This is a genomic window from Winogradskyella sp. UBA3174, assembly GCF_002364335.1.
Classification (GTDB): Bacteria; Bacteroidota; Bacteroidia; order Flavobacteriales; family Flavobacteriaceae; genus Winogradskyella.
This window is the reverse complement of the sequence record NZ_DEXW01000054.1, coordinates 23,194-42,149: the sequence shown is the minus strand read 5'-3', so window position 1 is coordinate 42,149 and position 18,956 is coordinate 23,194. Positions and strand designations below refer to the sequence as shown.

The window sequence follows — 18,956 nt, the reverse complement described above, 5'->3', positions numbered from 1 at the left end:
GCAAAAGATTGGCAACGTTTTGAAGAAGTATCTTTAGTACTTGCTGGTTTAGCAACACCTTTAGTGCTTTCTGTACATACCATTGTATCTTTTGATTTCGCAACATCAGTTATTCCAGGTTGGCATACAACGATATTTCCACCCTACTTTGTTGCAGGTGCGGTTTTCTCAGGATTTGCTATGGTAAACACACTTCTTATTATTATGAGAAAAGTGTGTGACCTTGAAGATTATATCACAGTACAACATATAGAATTAATGAACATTGTAATTATGATTACAGGTTCTATAGTTGGTGTGGCTTATATTACAGAATTATTTATAGCTTGGTATTCTGGTGTAGAGTATGAACAATATGCATTCTTAAACAGAGCTACTGGACCTTACTGGTGGGCATATTGGTCAATGATGTGTTGTAATGTGTTCTCACCACAATTTATGTGGTTCAAAAAATTAAGAACAAGTATTATGTTCTCTTTCTTTATCTCTATTGTAGTAAATATAGGTATGTGGTTTGAGCGTTTTGTAATTATTGTAACATCGTTACATAGAGATTATTTACCATCATCTTGGACTATGTTCTCTCCTACATTTGTAGATATCGGAATCTTTATCGGAACCATAGGTTTCTTCTTTGTACTATTCTTATTGTATTCACGTACATTCCCAGTAATTGCTCAAGCAGAAGTTAAGACTATTTTGAAATCATCTGGTGAGCGTTATAAAGCAATTAGAGAGCGTGGTGATAGTTTAGTTGGTACAGGTTCAGATGCAAGAACATCGAATTTGTTGTTAAGTAATGCAGTTCCAACAAAAAATGAAACACTTTTAACAAGCGATAATTCTGCAAAAGTGAACGATCTTTTAGCTAGTATTGGTGCTTTTGATATAGCCTCTGGTATTGTTGATGATTTAAAGAAAGTAAATGGTATTGGATCTAAAATGGAAGAAGTACTTAATAGTATAGGTGTTTATACGTTCCTACAGGTAAGTAAGATGACTAAAAAAGAATATGATTTGTTAGATTCAATTACTGGTTCTTTCCCAGGAAGAGCAGAACGTGATGATTGGTCTGGACAAGCTAAAAATTTATTAAATAACTAATATAGTATATGGAAGCTTCAAAAGTAATTCATGCTATTTACACAGATGATGATGTATTAATGCTAGCCGTTAAAAAGGTTAAAGCAGAAAAATATCACATTGAAGAAATATACACACCATTCCCGGTTCATGGACTAGATAAGGCCATGGGACTTGCACCTACGCGTTTGGCGATTGCAGCATTTATGTATGGCTGTGTTGGGTTGATAGTTGCCACAGTAATGATGAACTATATAATGATAGAAGATTGGCCTATGGACATTGGTGGTAAACCAAGCTTTAGTTACATAGAAAATATGCCAGCTTTTGTTCCTATTATGTTTGAACTGACGGTATTTTTTGCAGCTCATTTAATGGTAATAACTTTTTATTTGAGAAGTAGAATGTGGCCGTTTAAAGAAGCAGAGAATCCAGATCCGAGAACAACAGATGATCATTTCTTAATGGAAATTGCGATACACAACAATGAAGAATCATTGTCAGCACTTTTAAAAGAAACTGGAGCAGTTGAGATAAATATTATTGATAAAGAAGATGCACATTAATATGAAAGCTACACTCAAAATAACAGTAGTATTAGTAATGCTATTAAGTATAGTGTCTTGTAATAAAAAATCAGGGCGAAGCTATCAATATATGCCAAACATGTATGAATCGATTGGTTATGAAGCTTACCAAGAGTCAGAGATTTTTGAAGGTGGTATAGAAGCGCAATTACCAGCAGATGGATCTATTCCTAGAGGTGACTTTATGCCTTTTGAAATTGAGAATACAACAGAAGGTTATGAATATGCCAAAGCAAATTTAGCTAATCCATTAGATACGATTGAGCTTGATGACGATGTTGCAGGACCTTTATATAATATTTATTGTGCTATATGTCATGGTAATAAGGGTGCAGGTGACGGAATGTTAGCAAAAAAGGAATTGATTATTCCAGGAAGTTATGCGGATAAAGATATTACAGCAGGCAGTATTTACCATACTATATACTATGGTAAAAACTCAATGGGCTCTTATGCTAACCAACTGAATGAAAAAGAGCGTTGGCAAGTTGTAGCTTTTGTTGAGAAATTAACGGCTGATTTAAAAAAATAAGATTTAGATAAAGATTATATAAATGGAATATAAAATTTCAAATCGATTAAAATTAGGGGCTATTATCTTAATTGTTCTAGGAGCGTTAGGTGTAAGCTATGGTTTTTGGGATTCACATCAAATAGAAGATGTTGAAGATGTAAAAGAGCTATTAGCTAGTGAGTCACATCATGGTGAGAGTCATGACACAGAAGGTCACGGTGAAGAGCACGCAGAAGAAAGCCATGAAGAAGATCACGGTGAGTCTGCATCACATACAGAAGAAGGTCACGGAGATGAGGCATATAGTGCAGAAGCTGAAGATCATAAGATGACACATGAAGAGCATGTACTACATCAAATACATAACAGACCTTATTCAGCATTATACGTAGCAGCATTCTTTTTCTTTATGATAGCTTTAGGTGTATTGGCATTTTATGCGGTTCAGTATGCATCGCAAGCAGGTTGGTCACCAGTTATCTTTAGAGTTATGGAAGGGATTACGTCATACGTGTTTCCAGGTGGATTATTAGTTCTTGCAATTATTTGGGTTGCAGATAAACATTTATTTATTTGGATGGATCCAGATATTGTAGCGCATGATGCTATAATTCAAGGTAAAGAAAGTTGGTTAAATAAACCTTGGTTTTTTATTAGAGCTTTAATCTTTTTAGGAGGTTGGTCATTATATAGGCACTTTTCAAGAAAATTTTCATTGGCACAAGACGAAGCTGATGATAACAGATATTTTAAAAAGAACTTTAGAATTTCAGCAGCTTTTTTAGTATTCTTTATTTATACAGAATCGATGATGTCTTGGGATTGGATTATGAGTGTAGATCCACACTGGTTTAGTACATTGTTTGGATGGTACCTTCTAGCAAGTATGCTTGTAAGTGGAATTACTGTGATTGCAATGGTAACAATTTACCTAAAATCTAAAGGTTTTTTAGAGTATGTAAATGATAGTCATATTCATGATTTAGCTAAGTTTATGTTTGGTTTTAGTATTTTCTGGACTTATTTATGGTTCTCTCAATTCATGTTAATATGGTATTCAAATATACCAGAAGAAGTAACTTATTTTGTTACACGTATTGAGGACTATAATTTACCATTTTTTGGTATGGTAGTTATGAACTTTATATTTCCACTATTGTTATTAATGAATAGTGATTATAAGCGTGTCAACTGGTTTGTTATTATGACTGGTATCATAATTCTTTGTGGACACTATTTAGATATATTCAATATGATGATGCCTGCAACGGTTGGTGATAGATGGTTTATCGGAATCCCAGAAATAAGTTCCATATTATTATTTGCTGGTATCTTCTTATTGATTGTTTTCAGAGCTTTAGGAAAGGCACCATTATTAGCCAAAAGAAATCCATTTATTAAGGAAAGTGAAAATTTCCATTATTAATTTTTAAGAACAGAAACGATAATGACTGCTTTATTAACTATTATAATTGTAATTTTTGTAGCTGTTGCCTTATGGCAAATGGTGAAGATTTTTGATTTAGCTCAAGTTGGATCATCAAATACACAAGTAGCTGATGACAACGATAATAAGCTGCAAGGCTATTTAATGATGGGGTTCTTGGTGTTTATCTATGCTATAACTATTGCTAGTTTTTGGTATTTAGGTGACTTACCTCTAACATCTAATTCAGCATCAGAGCACGGTCCAGGAATTGATAATCTTATGATCATTTCTATGATTGTAATATTTATTGTTCAAACCATAACACAATTCTTATTGCACTATTTTGCTTACAAGTATAGAGGTGAAAAAGGAAGGAAAGCGTTATTCTATGCAGATAATAATACCTTAGAATTTATTTGGACAGTCATTCCAGTAATCGTTTTAGCTGGTTTAATTATTTGGGGTCTATTCACATGGAACGATATTATGAATATCGATGAAGATGAAGATCCAATGGTTATAGAGCTATATGCACAGCAATTTAATTGGAAGGCAAGATATGGTGGAGAGGATAATGTACTTGGTAAAGCTAATGTTCGTCTTATAGATAACGATAGAGCTAACGTTCTTGGTGTAGCCGAAGATGATCCAAATGCACAAGATGATGTTATAGTTACAGAATTACATCTACCAGTTGGAAGACCAATTCTATTTAAGATGCGTTCTCAAGATGTTTTACACTCTGCTTATATGCCTCATTTTAGAGCTCAAATGAATTGCGTACCAGGTATGGTAACTCAATTTGGTTTTACTCCTACAGTTACAACAGCTGACATGCGATTAAATCCTGATATTGTTGAGAAGGTTAAAAATATTAATGAATTAAGAAGAGACAGAAAAGCAGAGATTGAAGAAGCAGGTCAAGATTTACTTTATGAATTTGACTATTTGTTATTATGTAATAAGATCTGTGGAAAATCACATTACAATATGCAAATTAAAATTATTGTAGAAACTCAAAAAGAATTCGACGCGTGGATAGCAGAGCAAAAAACATTTGCTAATTCACTAAACTAACATTATAATTATTTAAGAAATATATAAAGAGATTATGTCAGCAACAGCAGATACACACGGTCACGATGACCACGACGTACATCATCACAAAGAAACTTTTGTAACTAAATATATATTTAGTCAAGATCATAAAATGATTGCAAAACAGTACCTAATTACTGGTACCTTAATGGGTGTTGTAGGTGTTTTAATGTCTATGATGATGCGTATGCAAATCGCTTGGCCAGAAGAGCCAAATGTATTGTTTGAAGCATTATTAGGAAAATGGGCACCAGAAGGTGTTATGGATGCAGATATTTACCTAGCGTTAGTTACTATTCACGGTACTATAATGGTATTCTTTGTATTAACAGCTGGTCTAAGTGGAACATTTAGTAATCTATTAATTCCACTACAAATTGGTGCTAGAGATATGGCCTCAGGATTCCTAAATATGGTTTCTTATTGGTTATTTTTTGTATCTAGTGTTATAATGGTTATATCACTATTTGTTGAAGCTGGTCCAGCTGCTGCAGGATGGACAATTTATCCACCTTTGTCTGCTTTACCAATGGCTCAAGGAGGATCTGGTATGGGTATGACGCTTTGGTTGGTTTCTATGGGGATATTCATTGCATCATCATTATTAGGATCATTAAATTATATCGTTACTGTTATCAATCTCAGAACTAAAGGCATGTCAATGACAAGATTACCATTAACTATATGGACATTTTTTGTCACAGCAATTATTGGTGTTATTTCATTCCCAGTCTTATTATCAGCAGTTTTATTGTTAATAATGGATAGAAGCTTTGGAACGTCATTCTTCTTATCAGATATATTTATACAAGGTGAAGTCTTACATTATCAAGGTGGCTCTCCTGTGTTATTCGAGCATTTATTTTGGTTTTTAGGACACCCAGAAGTATATATTGTATTATTACCAGCCTTAGGTATAACTTCTGAAGTTATTGCAACTAACTCTCGTAAACCAATCTTTGGTTATCGTGCGATGATTGCTTCAATTTTAGCGATTGCCTTCTTATCAACAATAGTTTGGGGTCACCATATGTTTATTTCAGGAATGAACCCATTCTTAGGATCTGTATTTACTTTTACAACGTTACTGATTGCAATCCCGTCAGCAGTAAAAGCATTTAATTACATAACCACACTTTGGAAAGGTAATCTACAACTGAATCCAGCTATGCTGTTTTCTATTGGTTTAGTTTCTACTTTTATTACAGGAGGTTTAACAGGTATCATTTTAGGTGATAGTGCTTTAGATATTAATGTACATGATACTTATTTTGTAGTAGCTCACTTCCACTTGGTAATGGGTATATCTGCTCTTTATGGAATGTTTGCCGGTATCTATCATTGGTTCCCTAGAATGTTCGGTAGAATGTTAAATAAAAACTTAGGATATTTACACTTTTGGGTAACTGCTATCTGTGCTTATGGTGTATTTTTTCCAATGCACTTTATAGGTATGGCAGGTTTACCGAGGCGTTATTATACAAATTCTAATTTCCCATTATTTGATGATACTACAAATGCTAATGTTATAATTACAATGTTTGCTTTAGTTGGTGGTATCTTCCAATTGGTATTCTTATACAATTTCTTTAGTAGTATGTTCTATGGTAAAAAGTCTGTACAGAATCCTTGGAAATCAAATACTCTAGAATGGACTTCGCCAGTAAAGCATATACATGGTAACTGGCCAGGTGAATTACCTACTGTATATAGATGGCCTTACGATTATAGTAAACCAGGGCATGATGAGGATTTTGTACCTCAAAATGTACCAATGAAAGAAGGAGAAGAAGAATTACAGCATTAGATATAATCACATAATATATTAATGAAAAGCCTTTCTAAATTTGAGAGGCTTTTTCTTTATATTTGTTTTGTATGAATGAAAACCTAGACCCATCTAACGATAACTTTACTCCAGAAGAACTTGATGTCGAAAAGAAGTTAAGACCATTAACTTTTGATGACTTTACAGGTCAAGATCAGGTATTAGAAAATTTACTTGTTTTTGTGCAAGCTGCAAATCTTAGAGAAGAAGCTTTAGACCATACATTATTTCATGGCCCTCCTGGGTTAGGAAAGACTACGCTAGCGCACATATTGGCTAATGAGTTAGAGGTTGGCATTAAAGTCACATCTGGGCCTGTATTAGATAAGCCTGGAGACTTAGCTGGTTTACTTACCAATCTCGACGAGCGCGATGTGCTTTTTATTGACGAGATACACCGTTTAAGTCCTATTGTAGAAGAGTATTTATACTCAGCGATGGAAGATTATAAAATTGATATTATGATTGAGTCTGGCCCAAATGCTAGGACGGTTCAAATCAATTTAAACCCTTTCACATTAATTGGTGCCACAACGCGTTCAGGTTTACTTACTGCTCCAATGCGTGCTCGATTTGGTATTCAAAGTCGTTTACAATATTATAAGACCGAATTATTAACAACAATAGTTCAGAGAAGTGCCTCTATTTTAAATATGCCAATAAGCATGGAAGCAGCAATAGAAATTGCTGGTCGTAGTAGAGGAACACCTAGGATTGCAAATGCTTTATTGAGACGCGTAAGAGATTTTGCACAGATTAAAGGAGACGGTAATATAGATATTAAAATTACAAGATTTGCGCTCAAAGCACTTAACGTAGATGCTTATGGCTTGGATGAAATGGATAATAAGATTTTAACTACTATTATCGAAAAGTTTAAAGGCGGACCAGTCGGTATCAGTACTATTGCAACAGCAGTAAGTGAAAGTACAGAAACTATTGAAGAGGTATACGAACCATTTTTGATTCAACAAGGTTTTATCATGCGTACTCCGCGAGGTAGAGAAGTTACTGAGCAAGCCTATAAGCATTTAGGGAAAATAAAAGGACCTAATCAAGGAGGTTTGTTTTAATATGAATTGTTATTCTGAATCTCTTTTATTGTGATAGACAACAAAATAAGATATACAAATTTAATTAAGACCGAAGCTAAGCGCCTCGGTTTTTTATCATGTGGTATTAGTAAGGCTGGCTTTTTAGAAGAAGAAGCACCACGACTAGAAAAATGGCTTAAAAATAATGCGCATGGTGAAATGCGTTATATGGAAAACCATTTCGATAAACGATTAGACCCAACGCTATTAGTTGATGGCTCTAAAAGTGTGGTTTCCTTATTACTAAATTACTATCCGTCAGAAATACAGAACGAAGATTCTTATAAACTTTCTAAATATGCATATGGTACAGACTATCATTTTGTAATAAAAGATAAATTAAAATCACTACTCTATTTTATCAAAGATGAAATAGGAGAAGTTCATGGACGTGCATTTGTAGATTCAGCACCGGTTTTAGATAAAGCTTGGGCGGCAAAATCTGGCTTAGGTTGGATAGGTAAACACTCTAATTTATTGACCCAACAAATAGGATCTTTTTATTTTATTGCAGAACTGATTATCGATTTAGAATTAGAATACGATTACGCAACAACAGACCATTGCGGAACTTGCACTGCTTGTATAGATGCTTGCCCAACAGAGGCTATTACAGAACCTTATGTGGTAGATGGGAGTAAATGTATTTCATATTTTACTATTGAATTAAAAGAAAACATTCCCACAGAATTTAAAGATAAAATGGATGATTGGGTGTTTGGCTGCGACATCTGCCAAGATGTTTGCCCTTGGAATAAATTCTCAAAATCGCATAACGAACCGTTGTTTAATCCACATCCTGAGTTATTAGATATGACTAAAAAGGACTGGGAAGAAATCACAGAAGATACCTTTAAAAAAGTGTTTAAAAAATCTGCTGTAAAACGGACTAAATTTGCTGGACTTGATCGTAATATCAAGTTTTTAAAAGAATAAATATGGAAATTCTTTTACATCTAAAACAGGTGCAAACAATTAAAGCTTAAATTGAAAAGAAATATCTATATTGGTATTCATTTTTTAAGATAGTTGGTACCTATATCAACTATTCAATTTCTTATCTTTGTAGCTTAATCCATTTTTAATATGAGTAAGCAAAGTAAACGTTTAGAAGCCTTATTATACCACGCTAAACCAACTCCAGGAAAGATAAAAGTTGTACCAACAAAAAAATATGCTTCGCAACGCGACTTATCTTTAGCATATTCACCAGGTGTAGCTGAGCCATGCTTAGAAATCGCAAAAGACATAAATAATGTTTACAAATACACAGCAAAAGGGAATTTAGTAGCCGTTATTTCTAATGGAACAGCAGTTTTAGGTCTTGGTAATATTGGGCCAGAAGCCTCTAAGCCAGTAATGGAAGGAAAAGGGTTGCTATTTAAAATTTTTGCAGATATCGATGTTTTTGATATTGAAGTAGACACTGAAGATGTAGATGCGTTTATTGAAACTGTGAAAAATATTGCACCAACCTTTGGAGGAATTAATCTTGAAGACATAAAAGCTCCAGAAGCTTTTGAAATAGAACGTCGTCTTAAGGAAGAATTAGATATTCCGGTAATGCACGACGATCAGCATGGTACTGCAATTATATCTGCTGCAGCATTATTAAATGCATTAGAATTAGCTGAAAAGAAAATAGACAGTGTAAAAATAGTGGTAAGTGGTGCCGGAGCTGCAGCAATATCTTGTACGCGTTTATACCAAGCTTTTGGTGCTAAGCGCGAAAATATTGTAATGTTAGACAGTAAAGGGGTTATAAGAAACGACAGAGAAACGTTAACATCTCAAAAAGCTGAATTTGCTACTGATAGAAAGATAGACACCTTAGGTGAAGCAATGCAAGATGCAGATGTTTTTATCGGCTTATCTCAACCAAATATAGTAATGCCAGATATGTTAATAAGCATGGCTGCTAATCCTATAGTTTTTGCAATGGCAAATCCCATTCCTGAAATCAGCTATCAACTTGCTATAGATACAAGGGAAGATATTATTATGGCAACAGGTCGTAGTGATCATCCTAATCAAGTTAATAATGTTCTTGGATTTCCATTTATATTCAGAGGTGCGTTAGATGTAAGAGCTACTAAAATTAATGAGGAAATGAAAATGGCTGCTGTTAAAGCTTTATCTAATTTAGCTAAAGAGCCTGTGCCAGAGCAAGTAAATATTGCCTATGCAGAAACCCGTTTAACATTTGGTAGAGATTATATTATACCTAAACCTTTTGACCCGAGACTAATCGCAGAAGTACCTCCAGCAGTAGCTAAAGCAGCTATGGAAAGTGGTGTTGCTAAAGAACCAATAGAAGATTGGGATCGTTATAAAAACTCATTACTAGAACGTCTAGGGTCTGATAATAAACTGGTAAGATTACTTTTAGGTAGAGCCAAAAATAATCCAAAGCGTGTTGTTTTTGCAGAAGCAGATCAATTAGATGTGCTTAAAGCAGCGCAAATTGCATATGAAGAAGGGATTGCAATTCCAATTCTTTTAGGAAGACGTGAGACTATTTTGTCTTTAATGGATGAGCTTGATTTTGATGAAGATATAGAAATTATAGATCCTAAATCTGATGAAGAAATAAACCGAAAGAATGTATATGCAGATGCGTATTGGCAACAAAAAAAGCGCAAAGGTGTTACAAAACATGCTGCTCAAAAAATAATGAGAGAACGTAACTATTTTGCAGCAATGATGGTCAATGAAGGTGATGCAGATGCGTTAATATCTGGCTACTCTGCAAATTACCCTAATGTTGTGAAACCAATGTTAGAACTTATTGGTATGGCAAAAGGTGTTACCAGAATAGCAACTACTAATATTATGATGACACAAAGAGGTCCTATGTTTCTAAGTGATACAGCCATAAATATTGATCCGACAGCAGAAGATTTGGCAAGAATAGCATACATGACGTCTAAAGTGACTAAAATGTTTGGTATAGATCCTGTAATTGCGATGACATCTTATTCTAATTTTGGGTCTTCAGATAATCCAAATGCAAAAAAAGTGAGAGACGCAGTTGCTTATCTTCATAAGACATATCCAGATATGATTGTTGATGGAGAGTTACAGATTGATTTTGCGTTAAATTCTAAAATGCTTCAAGATATATTTCCGTTTTCTAAATTGGCAGGTAGAAAAGTAAATACACTCATATTTCCAAATTTAGACACTGCAAATATCACCTATAAATTACTAAAAGAATTGAATAAAGCAGAGTCTATTGGGCCAATAATGATTGGAATGAATAAACCAGTTCATATTCTTCAACTTGGAGCAAGCGTTGATGAAATTGTTAATATGGTAACCGTTGCTGTAGTAGATGCTCAAGAACGCGAAAAGCGACAACAGAAGAAGTAATTTTTTACTCATGTATTATCATAATGTAATGTTAAATTTTTATTACATTTGGGCCTCTAACTATTAGAAATACATGATTACACACATAGAAGGGAAACTTGTTGAAAAAACCCCAACAGACATTGTAATAGATTGTAATGGCGTAGGCTATTTTATCAATATATCACTGCACACCTATTCTCAAATTCCTGATAGGGAAAATTTAAAGCTTTATACACACCTTCAAGTTAGAGAAGATTCTCAAAGTCTTTATGGGTTTTCGACTAAAACAGAGCGAGAAATTTTTAGATTATTAATTTCTGTTAGTGGTATTGGCACAAATACAGCGCGTACTATGTTATCTTCATTAACACCGCAGCAGGTGAAAGAAGGGATAGCAGGAGAAGATGTAGCATTAATTCAAAGTGTTAAAGGCATTGGTATAAAAACGGCTCAGCGTGTTATTCTAGATTTAAAAGATAAAGTGTTAAAAGTCTATGGTATAGACGAACTTTCTTTATCAACGAGCAATACTCATAAAAATGAAGCGTTATCTGCTTTAGAAGTTTTAGGATTTAATAAAAAACAATCAGAGAAAGTCGTAGATAGAATCTTAAAAGTTCAGCCAGAAGCCTTTGTAGAGCAAATTATTAAAGAAGCTCTAAAAAATTTATAATACAATTGAATAAAACTAACGATAACCAATTCAACTTATTTCGTTTTTTATGCATATTAGCTCTTGCTATGCTAGTAAATGGTATTGCTATAGCTCAAGAAACAGAACAAGAACAAGATACAACAAAGACAACATTTGCATTTGGTAAATTAAAGATGCCTAATCCGAATAGTATCGTTTCAAAATATACGTACGACCCTATTTTAGACAGATATATCTACACAGAAAAAATAGGTAGTTTTAATATTAATTATCCATTAATCCTAACATCAGAAGAATTTCAGCGTCTAGTATTACAAGAAAGATTAAAAGATTATTACAAAAAAATGGCCGATGCTGCGGCTGGTCAAAAAGACGGATTAGAAGAAGAGCGAAAAAATTTATTACCAGAGTTTACTGTCAATTCAGATTTATTTGAAACTATTTTTGGTGGTAATACTATTAATGTTGTCCCTAGTGGTTCAGCCGAAGTAGATTTGGGTGTTTTATTTTCTAAACAAGATAACCCCTCATTTTCGCCTCAAAATAGAACTAATTTCACGTTTGACTTTGACCAGAGAATTAGTTTAGCACTTTTAGGAAAAGTAGGAACGCGATTGCAGGTAACTGCTAATTACGATACTGAAGCAACATTAGACTTTCAGCAACTTATAAAGTTAGAGTACACACCAACTGAAGATGATATTGTTCGTAAGATAGAAGTTGGTAATGTGAATATGCCACTTAATAGTTCATTAATTTCTGGTGCGCAAAGTTTATTTGGTGTAAAGACAGAATTACAATTTGGTAAAACAAGAGTTACTGCTGTTTTTTCAGAACAACAATCTCAATCTAGATCTGTTGTTGCGCAAGGTGGAGGTACTTTAGAAGAGTTTGAGTTTTTTGCAAGAGACTACGATGAAAACAGACACTTCTTCTTAGCGCAATACTTTAGGGATGATTACGATGATGCATTACTACAATATCCATTTATTGATAATCAAGGACTTCAAATAACAAGAGTAGAAGTTTGGGTGACAAATAGAAATAATCAAACAGATAACGTTCGTAATGTAATTGCATTCCAGGATTTAGGGGAATCAGAAATAGACGATATTGGTTTAAACCCAATACCAGCTGGCTTTGTGAATAATCCAGGCGCTAGACCAGATAACGGAAATAATGATTTTGACCCAACAAATATTGGTGGAGCAGGTTCTTTATTAAATGACTTAGTAAGAGATATAACTGTTGTAGAGAACGGTGTAAATGTGCCAGTTAATGAAGGTTTTGATTATGGTAAACTAGAAGCTGCAAGAAAATTAGAAGAAGGAAGAGATTACTTTTTACATACGAGATTGGGTTATATTTCATTAAACCAAAGGTTGCTTAACGATGAAGTATTAGGTGTTGCCTTTCAGTATACAGTTGGTGGACAGGTTTTTCAGGTAGGTGAATTTGCTAATGATGGTGTAGAAGCAACAGGTGTAGATACAGGCGCAAACGGGAATGAGGTAATTTCTAATAATAGCTTAATTCTAAAAATGTTAAAAAGTGCTGTTACAGCAGTAAATCAGCCAATATGGGATTTAATGATGAAAAATATCTACGACACAGGTGCTTTTCAATTGAGTCAAGAAGACTTTAGATTAAATATTTTTTATACTGAGGCTTCACCATTAAATTATATCAGACCAGTCGAAGGTACAACGTTTCCAGTATTCGATAATAATACACCATTTGCTAGTGATGATACGCAAATAAATGAAACACCATTAATTAGATTATTCCACTTAGATCGACTTAATTTTAATAATGATCCACAAGAAGGTGGTGATGGATTTTTTGATTATGTTGATGGGCTCACAGTACTTTCACAAAACGGTAAAATTATTTTTACAAAAGCAGAACCTTTTGGGCGTTATTTATTTGATGTTTTAGATGATGATAATAATCCCAATAATAATGATGCGGATTACGATCAGGATACATTTTCTAACCCTAACCAAGAGAAGTATGTATATGATTTACTTTATAAGTCCACAAAAACAGAAGCTTTAGATGAAGCGGAAAAGAATAAATTTCAAATAAAAGGACGTTTTAAAAGTAGTGGAGGCGGAGGGATTCCAATTCCGTTTAATGCAGCAAGAGGTTCAGTACGTGTAACTGCTAATGGTCAGCTTTTAGTAGAAGGCATTGATTATACGGTAAATTATGCTGCAGGTCGAGTTGAGATTTTAGATGAAGCTTTAAAAGCATCTAATACGCCGATTAACGTAGATGTAGAAAATAATGCATTATTCGGTCAGCAAACAAGACGTTTTACAGGAGTAAATATAGAACATCAGTTTAATGAGGATTTTGTTTTAGGAGCCACATTATTAAATCTTAATGAACGCCCAATTACTCAAAAAGCAAATTTTGATTCAGAGCCTATAAACAATACTATTTTTGGCTTTAATGGTAATTATTCTACTGAAGTGCCGTTTTTAACTAGATTAGTAAATAAACTTCCAAACATAGACACAGATGTGCCTTCTAACCTATCTGTAAGAGGGGAATTTGCTTATTTATTACCTGGTGCACCTAAGGGTACTGATTTTAATAACGAAGCAACAGCATACATAGATGATTTTGAAGGAACACAAGGGGCTATACAGCTATTAAGTCCATTGTCTTGGTTTTTATCTAGTAGACCAGATGTGTTGCCTGGTAATGTTCCTGGTAACAGTGGGCCTGGTATACAAAACGGTTATGGTAGAGCATTTTTAAACTGGTATACTATTGATCCTATATTTTATAGCAACCAAAGACCAGACGGAATTACTGACGACGATGTTTCTGATTTAAACACCAGACGTATATTCATAGATGAGATATTTCCAGAACAAGATATAGCACAGGGACAAGCTTCAGTAATTAACACATTAGATTTAGCCTATTACCCAGCAGAACGAGGGCCTTATAATTTCGACCCCACAGCAACTGATGATACATTAAACCCCAACGACAGTTGGGCAGGTATTACTAGGCAAATTACTTCTACAGATTTTGAACAAGCTAATGTTGAGTATATAGAATTTTGGGTACAAGATCCGTTTTTAGATAACCCAACAAATACAGGTGGGAAATTATCAATTAATTTAGGTAATATTTCGGAGGATGTCTTAAAAGATGGCAAGAAGCAATATGAAAACGGATTACCAGAGGATGGTGATGTGTCCACGTTAAACCCTACAGCTTTTGGAGGTGTTGTGCCACAGAATCAATCGCTCATCTACACATTCGGAACTACAGGAGCGGAGAGAGCAAACCAAGATGTTGGTTATGATGGTTATGATGATATTGAAGAGCAGTTGCAATTTCCTGCTGCCTACTCTGGATTTGAAGATCCGGCAAAAGATAATTATAGTTTCTATTTAAACACAGATGGTGACATATTAGAAAGGTATAAGCGTTATAATGGCCAACAAGGAAATACACCAGATGCCTTCACAGATACAAATAGAGGATCAACAACACAACCCGATGTAGAAGATATAAATAGAGATAACACAATGAATACCATTGATAGTTATTTTGAATATGAAATAGATATTACACCAGCTACTTTAAATATTAATAATCCACTTATTTACGATATAAAAGAAGATGTAGAGGTAACCTTACCTAATGGTGATGTAAGAAATGATATTACGTGGTATCAGTTTAGAATCCCAATAAATGAACCAACAACTGCAATAGGTGGTATTACAGATATTCGTTCTGTACGATTTGCACGTTTATTTTTGAGTCAGTTTACAGAAAACACAGTAATGCGTTTTGCAACTTTAGACTTAGTAAGAAGTGACTGGAGACGTTACACGTTAGATTTAGATAATGACCCAGCAAATAATAGTGCTGATGCAGAGTTTAATGTAGCTATTGTTGGAGAGCAAGAAAATGGTGAAACTTATGTAATTCCACCAGGAGTAAGAAGAGAAGAGCTAAATAACAATAATAATATTATTAGACAAAACGAGCAATCTTTAGTACTTGAGACCTGCAATTTAGAAGCTACAGATTCTCGTGGTGTATTTAAAAATGTAAATGTAGATATGCGTCAGTACAAAAAACTACGTATGTTTTTGCACGCTGAGTCATCAGACAATCAAGGCTTAGATGATGGGGAGTTAATTGGTTTTATTAGAATGGGTAATGATTTTACGGATAACTTCTATGAAATTCAAATTCCATTAAAAGTCTCACCAAATACAACTAATCCAACAGAAAGAGAGGTTTGGCCTTTAGAAAACGAAATAGAAATTCCGTTAGAGTATTTACAACAAATTAAATCTAGAGGTATTTCGGGCGGATCTTTAACAGGTTTAAACCCTACGTTTTATAATATTATAGATGGTATTTTAATAGACACACCATTAGTAGACCCTAATTTACCATTTGCAGATATTAATGCAAGTCCAAGACAACAACGTATAGGTATAAAAGGGAATCCAAATTTTGGAGATATAAGAGTATTAATGGTTGGGTTAAAAAATTCAGGATCGTCTGTTGCCAATCAAACCGCTTGTGGCGAAGTTTGGTATAACGAATTAAGAATGTCTGATTTAGATAATGAAGGTGGTTGGGCAGCTGTTTTAAGCATGGACACAAACATTGCAGATTTTGCTAATGTTAGTGCTAGTGGTAGAAGAAGTACAGTGGGTTTTGGTGGTATAGATCAATCTCCAAATGAGCGAAGCAGAGAAGATGTTATACAGTATGATGTTGTTACCAACATACAATTAGGACAATTACTGCCAAAGAAATGGGGAGTTCAAATACCATTTAATTATTCGCAAAGCGAAGAAACAATAACGCCTCAGTTTGATGAGTTTTATCAAGATATTGAGTTGCAAACCCAACTAGATAATACGACTAATCAAGATTCTATATTAAACGTTAACGAAAATTATACAAAACGAAAAAGCATCAATTTTATAGGCGTAAAAAAACAAAGAACAGGAGATGCTAAGACGCGCTTTTATGATGTAGAAAATTTAACCTTCAACTATTCTTATAATAAAGTTGAACATAGAGATTTTGAAATTGAGAATGCTTTAGATCAAAATATAAGAGCTGGTGTTAATTACAATTATGTGTTCAATCCAATTAAAATAGAGCCATTCAAAAAGAACGATTCTTTATTTACCGGTAAATATTGGAAGATTTTAAAAGATTTTAATTTAAATTTATTACCATCTAGCTTCTCTGTAAATACAGATATTAACAGACAATTTAGTAAACAGAAATTTAGAGAAGTTGAATTAGGTGGCGACAATATTGGTATTGAAGAATTATTTAGAAGAAACTATACTTTTGATTTTCAATATACAATTAACTACAACCTAACAGATAATTTAAGCTTAAATTTTGTAGCGGCAAATACTAATATTGTTAGAAACTACTTTATTGACGATCGAATTAATGGGAGGCAAAATCCCGAATTAGATGTTTGGGATGGTTTTTTCGACTTTGGAGATCCAAACTTTCAGACACAACAGCTTCAAGTAAATTATGAATTACCATTATATAAAATCCCTGTATTAAGTTTCTTAAGAACAACTTATGCTTATAACGGTTCTTTTCAATGGCAAAAGGGTTCTGATCTTAATGAAGGTTTAATATTAGATGGTCAGACTTTTGATTTAGGGCATTCAATTCAAAATTCAAATACGCATAATATTAACACCACTCTAAATATGGAGACCTTTTACAAGACTATTGGATTGGTTAGAAAAGGTAATCAAAGAAATAGGGGAAGAAGTAGACAAACGGTTAAAAGTAGAACTCCAAGCCCAACTCCTGCTGCTGCAGATAAAGGTGCCACCGACCCAAACAAAGTTAGTACAGGGAAGAAAGCTTATAATACGTTTATAGATATTGTAACTATGGTAAAACGTATTCAGTTTGGTTATACTGAAAACAATGGTACGTTCCTTCCAGGTTATTTACCAACACCTGGTTTTGTAGGAACCTTAAGGCCAACATTGGGTTATACCTTTGGTAGTCAGAGAGATATTAGAGATATAACTGCTAGAAACGGATGGTTAACTGATTTTCAAGATTTTAATCAACAATATACTGAGGTTAAGAACACGACCTTAGACTATTCTGTAAATATTGAGCCTTTACGAGATTTAAAAATAGATCTTCAAGGTAATAGGACGTTTGCAGAAAGTTTTAGTGAGAATTTTAGAGTAGACAATACAGGAAGTGAGTCTACTTATGTGTCACTAACTCCAAATGCGTTTGGAAATTTCAATATTTCAACATCATTAATAAGGACAGCCTTTAGTAAAAGTGACGAAAATCAATCTGTGCCTTTTGATGATTTTAGAGCTAACCGATTAATTGTCGCTAACCGACTTGCTACAGAATTTTATGGAACGACTACCTTTGCTACAGATACAGAAGGGTATCCGCTTGGTTTCGGAAAAAATAGTCAACGTGTATTAGTGCCAGCATTTTTATCTGCTTATGAAGGCTCTAACCCAGATAAAGTAGAAACTAATAGTGCTTTTAGAGATATACCTATCCCTAATTGGCAATTAAAATATACAGGTTTAATGAAGATACCATGGTTTAAGAAAACCTTTAGACGTTTCTCTATACAACATGGTTACAGATCTAGATATACGATTAATCAATTTAGAACAAATTTAGATTTTGCACCAGCAAATAGAGGTCAAGAATATGATGACCAACCAGATGATGCATTAGACCAATCAGGAAACTTTAAAAACGGAACACTTTACAGTAACATTAACTTAGAAGAGCAGTTTAGTCCCTTAATTAGATTAGACTTTGAAATGAAAAACTCAATTAAAGTATTAGCAGAAATTAAAACAGATCGTTTATTGTCTTTAAGTTTTGATAATAATTTAATGACAGAAGTACAAGGGCGAGAATATACTTTAGGATTAGGTTATCGTGTAAAAGACTTAAAAATAAATGCAAAATTAGCAGGCCCAAAGCAAACTATAAAGAGTGATTTAAATATGCGTGCTGATATTTCTGTTAGAGATAATAAAACAATCATAAGATACTTAGATTTAGAGAATAATCAAATTACAGCAGGTCAAACTATTTGGGGATTAAAGTATACTGCCGATTATGCATTTAGTAAAAACCTAACAGCTATTTTCTATTTTGACTATACCTTCTCGGATTTTGCTATTTCTACATCATTCCCACAAACCTCTCTTCGATCTGGAATTACCATACGCTATAATTTTGGTAATTAATTTTGAAAACCTACAATTAAAAATATACATT

At 33.7% G+C, this 18,956-nt stretch carries 11 protein-coding genes; all 11 read left to right on the top strand.

Annotation, left to right across the window (positions count from 1 at the left end):
- The coding region (gene nrfD / locus B2U95_RS10010) for an NrfD/PsrC family molybdoenzyme membrane anchor subunit (RefSeq protein WP_296315791.1) at positions 1 to 1,104 on the top strand (1,104 nt) is incomplete at its 5' end.
- 8 nt (positions 1,105 to 1,112) lie between these two features.
- Entirely contained in the window at positions 1,113 to 1,649 is a 537-nt protein-coding gene (locus B2U95_RS10005; RefSeq protein WP_296315789.1) for a DUF3341 domain-containing protein, read from the top strand.
- Between the two features lies 1 nt (position 1,650).
- Complete coding sequence (locus tag B2U95_RS10000) at positions 1,651 to 2,202, top strand: c-type cytochrome (protein WP_296315786.1); 552 nt, start codon at positions 1,651 to 1,653, stop codon at positions 2,200 to 2,202.
- Positions 2,203 to 2,224: 22 nt separating this feature from the next.
- Positions 2,225 to 3,610, top strand: a complete 1,386-nt coding sequence (locus B2U95_RS09995; protein WP_296315784.1) for a quinol:cytochrome C oxidoreductase — start codon at positions 2,225 to 2,227, stop codon at positions 3,608 to 3,610.
- Positions 3,611 to 3,631: 21 nt separating this feature from the next.
- The gene (locus tag B2U95_RS09990) at positions 3,632 to 4,690 is read left to right on the top strand and encodes a cytochrome c oxidase subunit II (RefSeq protein WP_296315781.1); all 1,059 of its coding nucleotides are present in this window, start codon (positions 3,632 to 3,634) and stop codon (positions 4,688 to 4,690) included.
- Positions 4,691 to 4,724: 34 nt separating this feature from the next.
- Positions 4,725 to 6,518, top strand: coding sequence for a cytochrome c oxidase subunit I (locus tag B2U95_RS09985; protein WP_296315778.1), 1,794 nt, complete (start codon positions 4,725 to 4,727; stop codon positions 6,516 to 6,518).
- A 71-nt stretch (positions 6,519 to 6,589) separates the two neighbouring features.
- The gene (ruvB, locus tag B2U95_RS09980) at positions 6,590 to 7,612 is read left to right on the top strand and encodes a Holliday junction branch migration DNA helicase RuvB (RefSeq protein WP_296315775.1); all 1,023 of its coding nucleotides are present in this window, start codon (positions 6,590 to 6,592) and stop codon (positions 7,610 to 7,612) included.
- Positions 7,613 to 7,642: 30 nt separating this feature from the next.
- On the top strand, positions 7,643 to 8,569 hold the full coding sequence (queG, locus tag B2U95_RS09975; protein ID WP_296315773.1) for a tRNA epoxyqueuosine(34) reductase QueG: 927 nt from the start codon (positions 7,643 to 7,645) through the stop codon (positions 8,567 to 8,569).
- A gap of 150 nt (positions 8,570 to 8,719) precedes the next feature.
- Positions 8,720 to 11,005, top strand: a complete 2,286-nt coding sequence (locus tag B2U95_RS09970; protein ID WP_296315770.1) for an NADP-dependent malic enzyme — start codon at positions 8,720 to 8,722, stop codon at positions 11,003 to 11,005.
- Positions 11,006 to 11,078: 73 nt separating this feature from the next.
- Positions 11,079 to 11,660: a Holliday junction branch migration protein RuvA gene (gene ruvA / locus B2U95_RS09965; protein ID WP_296315767.1), complete on the top strand. Its 582-nt coding sequence runs from the start codon at positions 11,079 to 11,081 to the stop codon at positions 11,658 to 11,660.
- A gap of 5 nt (positions 11,661 to 11,665) precedes the next feature.
- The gene (sprA, locus tag B2U95_RS09960; RefSeq protein ID WP_339614609.1) at positions 11,666 to 18,925 is read left to right on the top strand and encodes a cell surface protein SprA; all 7,260 of its coding nucleotides are present in this window, start codon (positions 11,666 to 11,668) and stop codon (positions 18,923 to 18,925) included.
- Positions 18,926 to 18,956 lie beyond the last annotated feature (31 nt).

Coding starts and splice junctions, on each gene's coding strand:
- ruvA (WP_296315767.1), top strand. CDS start 11,079: ATGATTACACACATAGAAGGGAAACTTGTTGAAAAAACCCCAACAGAC.
- B2U95_RS09995 (WP_296315784.1), top strand. CDS start 2,225: ATGGAATATAAAATTTCAAATCGATTAAAATTAGGGGCTATTATCTTA.
- B2U95_RS10000 (WP_296315786.1), top strand. CDS start 1,651: ATGAAAGCTACACTCAAAATAACAGTAGTATTAGTAATGCTATTAAGT.
- B2U95_RS09985 (WP_296315778.1), top strand. CDS start 4,725: ATGTCAGCAACAGCAGATACACACGGTCACGATGACCACGACGTACAT.
- ruvB (WP_296315775.1), top strand. CDS start 6,590: ATGAATGAAAACCTAGACCCATCTAACGATAACTTTACTCCAGAAGAA.
- B2U95_RS09970 (WP_296315770.1), top strand. CDS start 8,720: ATGAGTAAGCAAAGTAAACGTTTAGAAGCCTTATTATACCACGCTAAA.
- B2U95_RS09990 (WP_296315781.1), top strand. CDS start 3,632: ATGACTGCTTTATTAACTATTATAATTGTAATTTTTGTAGCTGTTGCC.
- B2U95_RS10005 (WP_296315789.1), top strand. CDS start 1,113: ATGGAAGCTTCAAAAGTAATTCATGCTATTTACACAGATGATGATGTA.